The organism is Stieleria maiorica, assembly GCF_008035925.1.
Lineage (GTDB): Bacteria > Planctomycetota > Planctomycetia > Pirellulales > Pirellulaceae > Stieleria > Stieleria maiorica.
This window is the reverse complement of sequence record NZ_CP036264.1, coordinates 4,163,756-4,180,355: the sequence shown is the minus strand read 5'-3', so window position 1 is coordinate 4,180,355 and position 16,600 is coordinate 4,163,756. Positions and strand designations below refer to the sequence as shown.

At 57.6% G+C, this 16,600-nt stretch carries 2 protein-coding genes (1 of these 2 only partly in view); one reads left to right on the top strand and one right to left on the bottom strand.

Annotated features, from left to right (window positions below; all coding sequences use genetic code 11):
- Window positions 1–16,485: the 3' portion of a DVUA0089 family protein gene (locus tag Mal15_RS14355; protein ID WP_147868403.1), read on the top strand. It extends 32,463 nt beyond the left edge of the window; only the last 16,485 of its 48,948 coding nucleotides appear in the window; its start codon lies beyond the left edge, outside the window; its stop codon occupies window positions 16,483–16,485.
- Here Mal15_RS14355 and Mal15_RS14350 read toward each other — a convergent pair.
- Window positions 16,472–16,600 (bottom strand): DUF4437 domain-containing protein, encoded by a 129-nt coding sequence (locus tag Mal15_RS14350; RefSeq protein WP_315854301.1) that lies wholly within the window; start codon window positions 16,598–16,600, stop codon window positions 16,472–16,474. The two genes, Mal15_RS14355 and Mal15_RS14350, sit on opposite strands and share 14 nt — an antisense overlap.

Genomic DNA, 16,600 nt, shown 5'->3' with positions numbered 1-16,600 from the left:
AATGGTGAAGAAGGTCCGATTTTCGATCGGCTGGCCAGCTATGACGGAACGTCCGTGCAACTCCTTAAGACCGTGGACGAGACCCCTGCGCCAGCCCTGACCCTGTTTGAGGAAACGTTCGACGAAGGGCTGGGAGAATTCGTCATCGACAACACCATCGGATCGGGCGATGGACTGTGGCATCATTCCAGCGGGCGACAAAGTGACGGACTGGCCGATCATACGCCGCCGGGCAGCCTGTACTTCGGAATGAACGAAGGCCCCACCGGTGGTGGGAATTACGACACGGATGCCGCGGTCGGTGGTGCGGTCTACTCACCGACCATCCGGCTTCCGGGCGGGACAGCTTCATTCCTGCATTTCAATTCGTTCTTTGCAGCTGGCTATCGTGATTTCGCCAAAATTGCGATCGATGCCGGCAACGGGTTCGAGGCGATCTCGACGCTCACGCCAACCGGAGGGGATTGGGACAGGTTTTCGTTCGGCTTGTCGCAATACGCCGGCAAGGACATCGTCTTGCGTTTCAGTTTCGACAGTCGCAGCGCTTTCGATAATGCGCACGAGGGCTGGTACATCGACGATGTGCGGATTGAATCGTACCGAACCGCGGATTCAAATTTCATCGTCGATGACGATGTGGCCTACCTGACGCCCGCCTCGGGATTGACCAACGAGTTCTGGGTCTATGACGGCGTCACCGTGCGGGCTGCGAACGATGTTCAGCCCATCGGTACTCCGGCGGCCCTTGGATCCTCTTCACAAGGTGTCTTCGTTTCTGGCGCGCTGGATGATGGCTCGGTTGAACTGATCCGATTCCGCGGGCCGGATACGACGATATACGATCAGTCGGGCGTTCTCGCAACCGGTCAAGCAATCGTGGCCGTCGGCGATGTGGACCGCCACGACGGACAGGGACATGAGGAGTTCTTGTTCACTGGAAACACGGCGACTTGGATGTTGTTTGGTCGACAACCGACCGAACGGGTCGAATTTTTGGCCGATCTGATTGATGTGGGTGCGGTGATTCCCTTGCCTACGGCCACGCCGGATCGCCCCGACGACGCGATCATTACGCGACACGTCGCCCTCGGCGATCTGGACGGCGATGGGCGTGCCGACATCGGTGGCGAAGCGTTGGAGCGTAGTGCGACATTGGACATCAACACGCACGATGAATTTCATCAGGTGGCCCACATCTATTACGGTCGAGAGCGATCGCTGATCGACTTCGCGATTCCGGACGTCGTGATCGAGTCGGTCGTTCCCGATTACGACCTCAGAGACTTGAACGATGCCGTGCATTTCCGTTTGGCCGGAGTCGGCAACCTGGACGGCGATCCACAGGGCCGCGATGAAATCGCGGTGGCTGATGCGATCGGAGGCGCGTTGCATCTGTTCGCCGGGGCGTCTCTCGAGCCCGCCGGAGGACTGACGTCCGTGGTCGGAACGCCGTATTTGTACGAATTGGCAACCCCGTTGCTGGAAACAAGGAAGGTCGGTGTCGATCTTCGTCCGGTCGATAAGGCGTTGCCGATCGCGGAACAAACCAAGTCGATCGGCGACGCGGTCGCACTGCGGGGTTCGGTCGAAAACGAACGTCTGAGGAACGTGCTCGATGTCGGGGATGTCAACGGTGACAACTATTCGGACACCCTCGTCTATGGAAACGGCAATAGCTATCTGTTCTACGGTCCCACCGATTTGACGTCGGTATCCGACGTGTCGGCGCAGGCAGACGTGGTGATCGATCAAACGTTGGGAATACCCGCCCGACGGATGGGAGACATCAACGCTGATGGGTTGAACGACTTGGTTTTCCTTAGCACCACCGCCCGCGTCGTTTTCGGAAACGCCGACTTGTCGCGGAACCTGTCACTGGTCGACTCGCAAGACTTGACGGTCGGTTTTGGAGCCACGAGCGCTCACGTGTTGACCTACCGTGGCGACTTCAATGTGCGCACGGCTCGCTTCTACCAGGACATCTTGCTGACCGGCGATGACTATGCGGTGATCGTGTCGGGCAAACAAGTCGTCGCGACCACGCCGGATAACGACTTGATCTTTATTGGAGCCGACGCACTTCCGCTCGATGGGGAGGGAGGCCCCGATCGGCTTGCCGTGGTTGAGAATCTGTTGGGACAAGAACCGAGCAACGAATGGTTTCGAGACCCTCCCAGCCCGAAACTTGATGCGACCGTCCCGGGTGACGTCAACGGCGATGGTCTGGACGACATCGTCTTCGGCGACCCCAATTTTGCCGAAGCAAACGCATTGATCGATTTGGGCGGAACCACAATTCCCATTCGCTTTAACGTCGGCCGCAATTACGTCGTGTATTCCGGCGATCGCGACTCTATCACGTTGGATCAAGCCGACGTCATCTACCAGGACTTTAACTTGGGTGGCCCCGCTTATGAAATCGGAGATTTGAATCAAGACGGCTTCGACGATCTTGCAATCAGCTACGTGTCCCAGGATGCACGCGGAAACGCCGCCTTCATCGATCTTGGCGGCCCGACAATGGAAAGCTTGAATCCTCCGGCAGCTGGTGAGCCACTGAGAACGGAATTGATTTTGCGGCGGAGCGAAAACGCCGATCCGAACACCTTGTTGCGGGGACCGCTGCAGATTACCGCCGGTGACTTCGACAGGAACGGTACGCTCGAACTCGTCGTCTCGGACCCAGGCTATGAAATCGTCGTTTCCAATACCGGCCAACGTGTTGGGCAATCGCGTCAAGGAAGTGTCTACCTGCTTGATTCCGTCGACGTGACGCCCGGTGGTACGTCGATCGAACACCTGTTGACGGCACCGATGTTTGTCGGGGAGACGGCGAATGCCGAACTCGGATTCCTGCCGAAGACTCCGTCGATGGACATCGACGCCGACGGGGCGGACGACTTGGCGATCGGCGCCCCCGGGACCGATGTCTTTAACCCTGACATCACGTTGAGCGGTGGTAAGGTCTATGTCATGTACGGCAGACCGGTGGGTTTACAGCAGTTCTACGAACGCTTCCAAGCTGCACAGCGTGCCGAAACACTTGAGAATGAACCGATCTCCGGAAGTGGAGAATTCTTGGTCAAAGGAGGGACGGGTCGTCCGGAGATCTTTGATGGTTATGAACTGACCGAGGAGAACGACGAACAATGGTTCCGTTTCACGACACTCGGGCATGGGTTGCCGGGTGAGTACTTTGCGGTCACGCCCAATCCCATCGATCCGGTTGCCATCGAGCCGTGGAACTCGGGAATCATTCGGTCAAACGGCGACGTCCTTCGTCCCGAGGATGCTGGCGGATTCGTCACGCTGGGCGGACCGGACGGCGATGTCGGGATCCTCGAATTCGATTTGTCCTCGCTGATCGAATTTGCCGACGATGGCGGACAATTGATAGATTTCGCGGCATTGAATCTGCACTATTCCGCAACGGCACTCTCCGGGAATCCGTCGGCGACCACCCTAACAATCGAAGTCCTGGATGACGAGGGCGATGCGGCAATCGATGTGGCCGACCGAGTTGCCGATCCGATCGCGGTGCACGACGAAACGCTGCTTTTGGCGGGCTCCCTTGCGCATGTTGGAGGCGAGTTTCAAGATCCGTGGTTCACCGAAACGGTTCGCGAATTCCTCGCTGCGGGAAGGACGCGTCTCATGATTCGTCTTTCTTCCACCAGCCCGGACGTCACCGTGATGGTCCGTGCGAGTGCACCAAGTCTGCTCGATCCGCTCAGTGGCGTTACGGGATCCTCCACGCATCTGTTCGTTTCGCCTCGTCGCCACGGGGCTTTGTTTGATCTGTACGACGGTCAAGGTGGTCTGCGAGCATCGGGCAAGTCGCTGGTCGATTTCCGAAATCTGGAGGCGGGCACCTATTTTGTTCGCGTGTTCAATCCACACGCGAACCCGGAAGAGAGTTTCTCGCTTCCGTTTGAAATCGAAGTGCTTCCGCCACGGGCTGGCGAATCGGCAGCAGAGTTCTTGGCCCAAGACAGAGATGTCGTGCATGGTGGGGATGGCGACGACACGGTCATCGGAAATGAAGATCTCGATCGATTGTTTGGTGGCGATGGTTCCGACTTGATTGTCGGATTGGCCTCGGAACTTCGCGACCATGCCGAACAGCGGGTTTCACCGATCGCATCAGAAGCCAATTCCTACATCGAGCTGCAAGCGATTGATCCGGTCGTCAACAGTGAAATCGCGGCGTATCTTCGAGCAGAATTAGCCGGTCGGCTTGGACTAAAAACGGTCGAGCTCAGCTACCCCAGCCTCGTCGCGGATCCGATCTATGCCAGCGAACTTGCCGAAATTCAACGACTTGACCTCGGCGGCCTGGGAATGCCCGACATTTCCGGTCTTGAATACCTGATTCATTTGCGGGCACTGAACCTTGCCCACAACAACATCACCGACCTCTCTCCTCTGGGAGACGGTGCATCGCAAGCTGCGAAGATTGAATACCTGTCCTTGGACTTCAATCCACTTCTAAACGGCAATCGCCGAACTCAGGTCGCAATGTTTGCCGATCCGAACGTCTATGACATACGGGACGACAGTTTCGCGGGATCGGAGACGTACAATCTGGTGTCGACGATCACAGACGCCGGGTTCCCCTTACGCGTCTTCTCCGGAACGACTGCCAGCGCCTTTTCCGTGGGGATCGAAGATGCCGACGTGCTGGTGATCCCCGAACTCGAATCGTCAAACGGATTCGAGACGTTGTCCTTTGACGTCTTCGACACGCTTCGTGATTTTGTCGACGCCGGTGGGACGTTGATCACGTTCGGTGACTTCGGCGGAAATGCCGCTGATTTGATAAATGTCACGTTCGGTCTGGCAACATCAACGGCATCCGTTTCAGGTGAATCGTGGAAAGCCGACACTCGATACACCAGATTCGTTGCCGGCCCGCAACCGATCCCTCGAAATGACGCCACCTTTGTTCTCAACTCCCTGCCGGCCGGAGCGACAACCCTTTATGAACTTAATGGCGGCGGCGCCACGGTGGTGGAGATCCCTTCGGGCGAAGGCAACGTCTACTTTATGGGATGGGATTGGTTCGACGGCGCGCCCAATGGAGCACAGGACGGTGGCTGGCTGGACGTATTGAACACCGCGATCATAGAAGGAGGCGAGAAAAACCTCGCCGACCAGTCAAACAACCAACTCGGTGCACTTGCCAGCTTGAACGACCTGCGATTCTTAAGCATGGACGGGCTTCTCGGTCCCGGAAGAATCGGCGGATCCGAAATCGATGCGATCGGCGATCTTCAGGACTTAGTGTGGCTGAGCGCTGCCGGTAACGGCATCGGTGCAAAAGTCGATCGGAAGATGATCCTCGGAGCCGATGGCCCCGGGAAATTGGCGTCTCCCTTTGATGTTGCGGTCAACAGTGCCGGTGAGGTCTATGTACTCGAACAGGAAGACGGCATTCATTCGGGCCAAATCAAGGTCTACGATTCCCAGGGGGAGTACCTCCGCACGTTTGCGACCGGAGACCTGTATTACCCCGAGGGAATCGCGATCAATTCACAAGACCAGGTGTATGTTGCCGATTCAGCAAATAACGTGATTCGCCGCTACAGTGCCGCGGGCGCATTGCTGCAGACCTTTACGGGCGAAGAAGGCGGTTCGTTCACGCCGTTTGCATTCCCGACCGATATCGCCGTTGACGACCAAGACAATCTCTTCGTGCTTGACATCGGCAATCGCCAGATCCGCAAGTACGACAGCGGTTTCAATTCGGTCAGCGACATTGACGCGAGTTTCGGCACCGCACGTAGTCTGGCGGTAAGCAAGGACGGATTCATCTTTGTCGCTGATACCCTGGACAACGAAGTTGAGGTTTACGATCAGACTGGTGCGGTCCGCTCCCGGTTCGTTCTTGGCAGCGACACGCCGACGACGTACTCCCGTCCATTCGGAATTGAAGTCGACGGCAACGGCAATGTTTTTGTCGCCGACTCAGTTCGCCACCGCGTCCAGGTGCTCGACCGCTACGGGAATCTGCAATTCATCATCGGCGGTGATGACGACCCGACTGCCGGTTTCGGATTTGTCCAAGATCTCGTTGTTGCTGGCCATCGATTGTATCTGACCGATGGATTGAACCAGGTGCAAGTGTTCGAGCTGATCAATCAGGACGGGGACGAGCTGAACGCGTTGTCAGACCTGAATCAATTGACCTTTGCCGATCTATCGGACAACCAGATCGAGGCGATCGATCCACTGGCGCAGTTGCCGCGGTTGCGCCACGTCGATTTATCCGACAACCGGATTGGCAGTATCGATGCGTTACTCGGCTTATCCGTGATTGACAATTTTGACACGGGGTATGTCGAGATTGGCCCTGATTTTTCTGGTGGCGACCACGCGGGAGCATTCGAGGGTGACTATCGCTTGATCCCGTCGGGCAGTGATTCGACAGCGTTGTATGAATTCCGCGACTTGCCCGAGGGAACATACGACCTGTACGGGACGTGGCCCGCACACGAATCACGAACCGACCGTGCCACGATACAGGTCATTCAGGAAATCCCCGTCGTCGACGTCGAATTGAGCGGATCACAAACGCTCGCCCGGACTCTCGATTTCACGCCCATCGCTCCGACAACCGGCCCGCAACGCTCGGTTTACATCAACACCGACTTCTTGACGATCACCGGCGACGGAGACGGTGATCCTAAAAGCTTTTATGGGACACTCGTTGCGGACACGTTCAGCGTCGATGCGAATGGGATTGCCAGCCTGTATGTCCCCGGCGATTTGGTGATCGGCCCGGACACCGTGACGATTGCCGGCTCGCGTCCGCTTTCGATCACGGTCGGCAATGATCTGTACATTCATCCCGACGCTGTGATTGACGCTTCCGCGTCGGGCCGCACACCCGGCGCCGGAGGCGGGGGTGGCGGAAGGGGCGGACGAAGCACCGGTGGCGTCGGTGGCCGCGGCGGCGATGGCGGTACCCCACTTTCGCCGTCTGGTGACGATGGCTTGAAGGGTACCAACGGCGGCACGGATCACGGCGACCCGGGTTTGGCCGGATTCAATTCATTGACGACCTCAACGGCCGGTATTGGCGGCCGAGGCGGTCTCGCATTCTTTGCTCCGGGACAAGGTGGCGGGCCGAGCCAACACGGAACCGATGGAATCCTCGGAGACCACGGCGACGATGCGATCAGCCGGGGTACCGGCGCAAATCATGTCGCGATCGATCAAACGATCATCTCGGCCGGAGCCGGCGGTGCTGGCGGCGGCGGCGGCGGAACGGGCGGCGGCGGCGCTGGTGGCGGTGGAGGCGGCGGAACGTCAACCGGCGGCGTCGGTGGACGCGGCCAGGATGGTAGCCACGGCGGGTTCGGCGGCGACGGCGGTGACGGTGGCGGCGGCGGCGGCGCATTCGAGATCATCGCGCAGGGCAGTTTTTACCTGGGTGGTTCATTCAACGCCCAGGGAGGCGACGGGACGCCAGGAGAATCCGGTACCGCGGCCGCAAATCCCAGTGGCAACCGCAATGGCAGCAACGGCGGCGGGCGCGGTGGCGCGGGCGGAAGGGGCGGCGATGGAGGCGACGGCAAATCGGGCGGTGGCGGCGCCGGCGGCACGATCCGATTCTCGGCCGCACTCTACGAATTCGGCAACGCATCGGTTGATGTCTTGGGCGGCAGCGGCGGCGACACCGGAATCAATGACGGTGGCAGTGGTCGTTTTTTGTTTGGTAGTAACACGAACGACGGCTACTCGGGAAGTCTGTTTGGAACAATCAGCCCCGGTCCCGGATCGCGCAGCGCGAATCCTTACCTCGGTGGACTCAGCACGCCCAATCTGCCCACGCTGGTGGGAGGGGCGGAGGCATTTGGACTTTTGGACGCTAGTCAGGTCCGATTCGACGGGCTGTTTTCGCCGGAGTTCAAGGAACTGATCCCCGCAGCGACGGAACTGTTGTTGTTCCGTGTCGATACGGCTGAGATCGGGTTGGCGATCCCAGGTTTCGACGCTGTCTTGATCGCCAACCCCACATCAAACGCGGTCGATCTCCCTCACTTCGGTACCGGGTCGGTAAACGAGCCGCTGCTGCGAGGTGGCTTTTCCAACGACCCTCGCTTTGGCGGAACTTCCGACCAGGAATTGACTCAGCTCGATCCGCTGAACGTCTACATCACGCTGATTCCCGATGGCGTGACGGATTTGGCGATCTCGGCCGATTTGGGAAGCGGATTGACTGCCGCCCGCGGGACAGTCACCAATCAGCAGATGCTGTTTTTGGCCGATGCGGGCAGACCGATCGAAGTCATGCAACGTTACGAGCCGGATGGCCCCGTCTTGGGTGGTCGACCTTGGCAGAAACTTCGTCACGGCATCCAGGTTTCAGGAAGCGGTGACATCGTCCGCGTCGAGATGACCAATGTGGGCGACGGCAACATGGCCATCGACGCACTCCGACTGCAGCGAGCGGTCTTGCCCGAATTGTCCACACTCAATCTGGAACAGAACCCGCTTGATAACGCGGCACACGAATATGTACTCGGTACAGCCGATCAGCAGTCCGGCTCAGATCAACTTAGCCTGCAAGGCAGACGGAGCGGAGGATTCGCCGGGCTCGCTGATGACCCGCAAACCAAGTTGATCGAAGGTCTCCGCTTTGACGACAACCCCGATGCACCTCAATTCTCACAAAAACTCGGCGTCGTAGTGATCGACTCGGGCGAATCGCTCAACATCGACCTCGCCGACTTGGCTTTTGAACCTGACGGCTGGCTCGCCGGTGGCGGCGCCGGCGGTTTTGATAACGCCGCAGACATGGCGATCGACCAGCAAGGCAACGTTTTCGTCGCTGGGTATTTCAACGGCACCACCGCCCGATTCGGAAGCACGGTTTTGACAGGGCGCGGTGCCACGGACATGTTTGTCGCCAAATACGACGCGAGCGGCACTTTGCAATGGGTGCGTTCGGGCGGCGGTTCGAGTTCCGAAAGCGTGCGTTCGATCCATCTTGACGGGGACGGCAATGTGATCCTGGTGGGCAGTTCGCTCAGTTCCACCGCGACCTTCGGCAGCCTGCAAGTCACTGGAAAGGGAAGTACCGACCTGATCGCCGTGAAGTACGACAGCGATGGGACGGAACAATGGGCCCGCAGCATCGGATCGCCCGGATTTGATTCACTGGCCGGTGTATCGATCGACGCCTCGGGGAATCTGCTGCTGTCGGGGTCGGTTTCGGCCGCGACCGTTTCTTTTGATGACGCAACGGGAGTGACGACACGCAGCGGACAATCGAACGACATCTTCGCCGTCAAATACGATCCTGCCGGTACACTCCAGTGGGCGACGGTCCAAGGCAGTACCGGCTACGAGTACCTAGCCGAGTCCGTCGAATCCAATGGTGACCTGATCGTTGCGGGCACATTCGGTGCAACAATGACGCTGGGCACTTCAACGCTCACCCCCGTCGGACAAGAGAACGTCTATGTTGCCAAGATCAGCGGTGCTGATGGCAGCATTGACTGGGCGGAAAGTGGCGGGGGCACCGGCTATGATTACTTCCGCGACCTCGACGTCGATGCATCCGGAAATGTCTTCCTGGCAGGTGCATCGGAGTCGTCCGCGGGCGAGCCGATCACGTTTGGCGGTCTGACACGCAATCATGCAGGTGGAAATGATGCCTTCCTGGTGAAGTACAACTCCGCGGGATCGTTTGGTTGGTTCGCCACCGTCGGTGGGACCGGGGGTGAAGATGTCTACCAGGTATTGCCCGATGGAAAAGGGAACATCTACCTGACGGGCAACTTCGGCGGGACGTCATCCGTTCAGTTCGGCTCGACCGCCTGGTCTTCGTCGTTTCGAAACGGCGTCGGTTCCTTCGACATTTATGCTGCTAAATATGACACCAACGGACGGATTCTGTGGGTCGAAACCGCCGGCGGCCCGGACTTTGAGAGTGTTTATCAAGCCGATGTCGACGGCGCCGGCAACCTCTATTTGGCGGGTTACTTCTCCAGTGATTACATCGACTTCGGAGCGGTTTCACTGAATCAGCAAGGCACGGGACTTTATGATGACCTCTTCTTGGTGAAGTACCAATCGACCGGGACGGTCGCTTATGCGAAGTCCGGCTATCTCGGTACCAGTCCCACCCCCAAGATTGCGTTCGACGCAGAAGACAATCTCTATCTCGGCGGGACGTTCCGGGGTGCTTCGCCGATTCTTGACGGCACGCCATTGGTCGCCGCCGGATCACCAGAATCTGACGACGCCTTTTTGATCAAATACTCGCCGGATGGCACGCTCAATTGGGTGCAATCGTATGGGGGAGATGATGGTGACGGCCTGACGGATCTGCAATTGGATTCCGCTGGCCGCGTCCACGTGATGGGCACCTTCTACGAGGAGACGCGAATTCCAGGTTCGTCGCTGACCAGTCAAGGAAACACGGATTTCTATGTCGCCCGTCTCCAACAAAACCCGATCCAGTACTCAGTTGCAACCGACCAGCCGGATGGTGTTTTGCCCCGCATCAACAACGGAAACTTGTTGATCACCACCGATTTCGATTTCAGTGGTGTAAGAACCGTGATCGTCAGCGCCGAAGACGGCCTGGGCCGTTCTGCCGAGCAACGGTTCTCCGTCGTTGTTGACCGCGGCGCGATCACGGGTACCAAATTCAATGACCTCGACGGCGACGGCGTCCTAGACTCAGGCGAGCCAGGTTTGGAAGGCGTGCCGATCTTCGTTGACAGGAATGGCAACGGCGTGCCCGATAGTGGAGAAACGGTCACGGTAACCGACGTCCAAGGCGACTACGAATTGCTGGACCTGAATCTAGGCAACGTCTATTCGGTCCGAGAAAGCCTCAATCCTCGATCGCAATCACCGACACCGGCAGGTCCCTGGGTCAATACCCGCCCCACCGTCCGCAGCGTTCGCCTTGGATCGGGTGGATTGTTTGTTAAACCGAGTGGAACATCCGAAATCATCGAGTTGCATCCGGAGACAGGCGAAGAGATTCGGCGGATTCCCGCACCGACCACGTCATTTGATCTCGCCTACGACGGGTCCCACCTGTACGTGCTCGGCCAGGGTTCCTTGTACCAGCTCGACCCGGCCACGGGTGCCGAACTGAACGTGTATACGAATCCAGAATTCTCCGGGGCAGTGGGACTCGCCTCGGTCTACGGCAGACTCTATTTCGGCAAGCACAGCGGCGGTTCACCGACGACCTATGAATTAGCAATTCATGCCTTCGATCCGTCCTCTGGAACAATCACATCGACGCTCGATCTAAAGCAACAAAACCCCGCGTTCGACGATTTTGAGTTCTACGCGCCGCAATTCTATGGGTTAACCGGTGACGGATACGGAGGATTGATCGCAACCATCTCCCGGGAGGACGCGGTCGGAAATCAAGGTTATCGCGTCTATTCGATCGACCGGCAATCAGCGGAAGCGTACGAGGAATTCAACCTCGGATCGGCAAAGAACATCCAAGGGATGGCATACTACGACGACAACCTCTACTTCGCGCATTTCGAAGGGCAGGGCTATACCGACGAAGTCGCCGTGTACGATTTCGGCGGGACACTTCTACCAGGACTGGACCTTCCGTTTACGGTCGTGGCGATCGGCAGCGACGGCGCTGCTGCGGTCGCGGAACCGTTTGCCACCGGCGTTGATTTTTATAACCAACGCAAGGTCCGTATCATTGCAGAAGTCGACGGTCAGCCGATCACCACTGCCGTCGGCGAAGGCTCCGCAGTGTCGCTGATCAGTGATCCGTTAATCGATGCCAACCTTACCAATCCGAATTACGCGTGGACGATCGCCGGCTCGTTAGGTGAACCTTTTGAAATCAACTCCCCCGTGAATCAGCCCACCACCAGCTTCACGCCCAGAGACAATGGGCGATTTCTGGTCGATCTTGTGATCACCGCCGACGAAGGTCAATTCACCGATCGCCTCGAAATCTTTGTCAAGAATCTTTCGCCCGGAATCGGAGGCCCCGTCCCCTCTGAAATCATCACCGAAGGCAGCACCTTCGAACTGAACGCCACCGACCTGGTCTCCCTGAACAGTGCGACCAATGATACGTATACATATCAATGGTTGCTCAGCTCCGACAACGAACAATCCTTTGATGCCGTCGATCGACAAAGTCAAACACTCTCGTTCGTTCCCGAAAACGAAGGGGTCTACACGATTTCGCTTGTGGTTACCGATGACGACGGTGGCCAAGCACGTCCGAGCGACTATATTCTTGTCGTTCAGAATGCGGAGCCCACCCTCCAGGCCGTCTCACTCAACGCCCAAACAACGGTTGCTCCGCCCGCGATTACCGCGTCGATCGATGAGCACGGGTTCATCACCTTATCGGGAACGATCCTGGACGCCGGATTCAGCCCGTCGTTCGCTCTCAATGACCAATTCACCGTCACGGTCGATTGGGGCGACGGTGCCATTGAAACCGACCAGGCCGCGAACAATACGTTCCAATTCGTTCATCAATACCTCGATGACGGCCTAACATCGGCGAGCGTCGACAACTACGAAATCGTGGTCACGGTGAGCGATCAGGTCAATACCGTCGGATCGCCGGATGATTCCGCCGATGATTCGTTGACGGTTGTCGCAGAGATCAGGAACAACGCTCCCGAGTTGACCAATCTGCAGATCAATGATGTCACCGAAGGCGAAACGGCGACGCTCACCGGCCAGATTTCCGACGTCGGAACACTGGATTCGTTTACGATCATGGTCGACTGGAACGATGGTTCCCCGCCGCAATCAATCGAACTCGACGCTGGAACGACCGGCTTCTCGCTTCAACATCTTTTTCAAGACGATGGTGCCAGCGGGACGGCGACCGATCCACTGAATGTCACGGTGACGCTGACCGATGACGACGGGGGACAGAACGTCGCATCGATCCCGATCAACGTGTCGAACGATGCACCGCGCCTTCTACAAGTTTCTGCGACTTCTGCCGATGAAGGGAGCTTCGTCACACTCACAGGCATCATTGAAGATGCCGGCCAACAAGACACGTTTACGTTGGTCGTCGATTGGAATGACGGTAGTGATCCCGAGTCATTTGTCTATCCGGCAGGCACAACGACGTTTTCAGAATCTCATATTTACGTCGATGACGATCCCAGTGGCACCCGGATCGATTCGTACAACATCACCCTCTCCTTGCAAGATGACGATACCGGTGTGGCATCGGGCGAGACGAGTGCGGCGGTTTCCAACGTGGCCCCCAGGGTGACCGCCGTGAGCGTCGACAATCCGACGGGCATCATCGTGGAAGGCAGTGTTGTGGACTTGTCCGCATCGTTTGTCGAACCGGGATTGAACGATTCGTTAACATTCGCGTGGCAAGTGGAAAGCACCAATGGCCAGCAGATTGCCCCTTCAAGCGGCACCATCGCTGCCGGAGACTTGGTTCCCGGTTTCAGTTTCGTTCCGATTGACGACGGAACCTACACGGTGACCCTGGTCATGAGCGATGATGACGGTGGTCACGGCAATCAGACGATCGTCTTGGAGGTCGTAAATGTTGAAGCGTCGCTGAATCTCGCACCGACCGCAGCGACCACCGTCCCCGAAGGTCATACCGAAACGTTTCGTGGCCAGATCGTCGATCCCGGCGACGATCAATGGGAATTGACCGCGACGATCATCGAAACAACGACGTCCAACATCGTTGCCGGTTTTGACGTGACACCGGCCGCAGATGGTTCCTTCCGTGTTGACTACACCTTCCCCGACAATGTTTCGGGCGGCTATACGGTCAATTTTGCCGTCAGAGACGATGACACACCGATTTTTCCCGGTGTTTCGGCCAGCCAGACGTTTTCCGTCGAGAACCGCGCACCGGTGATTGATGCCGGGCCGGACGATACGTTGCCCTTACCGCCGCGTGGGATTTCGCGACGGGTTACTTTCACGGACGTCGAGTCTGATTCACTCTGGTCCGCAACTGTCGACTACGACGACGGTCGGGGCCCAATTCCCGTCACGATCGAACCGGATCAATCGATTCTGTTGAACCACACCTTCACCGATCCAGGAGTCTTTAATGTCTCGGTTTCGATCACCGACAAAGACGGCGATACCGGAGTCGGACAATTCCAGGTCGCCGTTGCAACCAATACGACGCCGGTCGTCGATGCGGGGCCCGACGCCCGTGCATTTGCCGGCGTCATCTTCGAACGGTCGATCGTCATTGCCGACCCGGACGAATTGCAGGTTTGGTCCGTATCCGTAGACTGGAATGGCGATGGTGACTTCGATGACACCGAAGATCAGTTCTTTTGCACCAGCGTCCGAGAGTTTGTCATCGACCACATCTTTGATGCATCATCGGCCGGACGAAGCATCGACGTTTCGATTCGCGTCGACGACAGCCAAGGCGGAATCGCCAACGATAAATTCACCGTGGATGTTGTCACCGAACCGCTGCGTGTGATCGGCCACTCCATCACCCCCTCCGGCGTCGAACTCTCCTTCAACCGCGACCTCAACATTGATAGCCTCAGTCTTTACGGCTCAAGCCTGGACGGCCCCGAACCACGCGCAGATTTTTCGCTCGTGGGACATTCTGTCGGCAGCGTACCGGGGTCGCTCGTCTACGACGCACCGACACGAACTCTCCAATTCGTCAAAACGGGGGGCGTTTTGGCTGCTGATGATTACACGGTGACACTTCTTGCCGGCCTGGATGCATTCACCGATCTTGACGGGAATCCGATTGATGGCGACGCGGATGGATTCTCCGGAGGCGACTACGTCATCGACTTTGACGTGGAACATGGGGAGACACGGTTCATCACGCTTCCCGACTTCGTCCGGGCCGCAGGTCAACCGATCGATCTCTCACCCGCCGATCTTACCGATCTGGCCTTGCCCATCCGTCTCAGTGACGCCTCCGACGTCTTCTCGGTGGATCTCGAGGTCGTTTACGACCCACAACTCATGGTTGTCGACTCGGTGGTGGAATCGCCCGATTTGCCAGATGACTGGTCCATCACGTTTAACAACGAACCATCTGGCCGATTAATCCTGACCGCGTCCGGAAACACTCCTCTCGCGGGATCCGACGTCGCGGTCTACTCGATCAACGCTCGGGTCGCCGAAGATGCGCCCTATGGGACCAGTCAAGTAATCGAGATTCTTGAAGCAAAACTTAACGGGGATCGTATCGCGACGTTAGGCGACCGCGCGATCCACAAAGCGGTGCTTCCCGGTGATGTGACGGGAGACCGAACCTACAGTGGGTTGGATGCAGCTTTGATCTCACGCGTCGTCGTCGAACTGGATAGCGGGTTTGAGGCCCATCAGTTGATCGATCCCGAACTGATCGCGGTCGTTGCCGGCGAAGGCCGCCTTTCCGGACTCGATGCGTCATTGGTGTCAAGAAAAGCGATCGGTACCGGCGTCCCTGAAATCCCGACCGTTCCGTCCGGGATTGACGGCGTTCCGCAATCAGGGATCGATCCTGTCGTCAGCGTTTCCGATACCACTGCGATCGCGGGCGGCCAAGCGGAAGTGACACTCACGATCGACAACGCGCTATCCGGCCTGTTGGCTTTCGATGCACAGATTCAGTTCGACCCAACCAAGCTGACCTTGGCCGATGAGAACGTGCTTCTCGGCATTGGAAACTCGGATTGGTCGATCGAAGTTAACGTCGACAATGCTTCCGGCCACGTTAATCTATCGATTTATTCTGCGGTACCACTTCTGGGCACCGATCTTGAATTGTTAAAACTGCGATTCGACATTGATCCGAGCGCCTCGGGATCAGCAGTTGTTGCAATCAACACCGACGCAACGACGCAGCAAAATGTTCCCATCAGCCGTTTGAACGAAGGGCAACTGGCGTTGAGCACTTCCGACGGTGAAATCGAGATCCTGCCTGTGACTGCGATCCCAAGTGTCGAACAGGTGATCGTCAATGACGGATCCGCCGGTCGCTCGCAGGTCACTTCTGTCACCGTCCAGTTCAGCACGATCGTAGATCATGCCCTGCTCAATAATGCCTTCCGGATCACCAACTTGAACTCCGGTCAGGATGTCGGCGGAATCGAGGTAACGGCGACCAATACCGGTCTGAAAACATCCGCGACGTTGACGTTTTCAGGAACATCAACACAAACAAGACTGGGCACGGGTGACTTGGCAACCTCCTTGGCTGACGGGAACTATCAATTGTTCGTCCTTGCAGCGAACGTTCAATCGCAATTGGGCTATCCGATGTTGCAGAACGCCGTCTTTGGCGACCAACGTGTGGACGCATTCTTCCGAATGTACGGTGATACCGACGGCGATCGCGATGTTGACGGTCAAGACTATGGCCGCTTCGGCCTGACCTTCCTAAAGTCATCCGAAGCTCCGGGCTACAATCCGGACCTGGACTCCGACGGTGATGGAGACGTTGACGGTCAAGACTATGGACGATTTGGTCTTCGATTCCTCAAGACAATTTGATCTTGGGCCGTTCCCCATTGTCATTGGATTCGTCGACGGGCCAGACGAGATACGGACCGCTCTGGATTTCAACGTAAACGAGGTTCATGCTTCCCCTGGCAGCGGTGATGTGCAC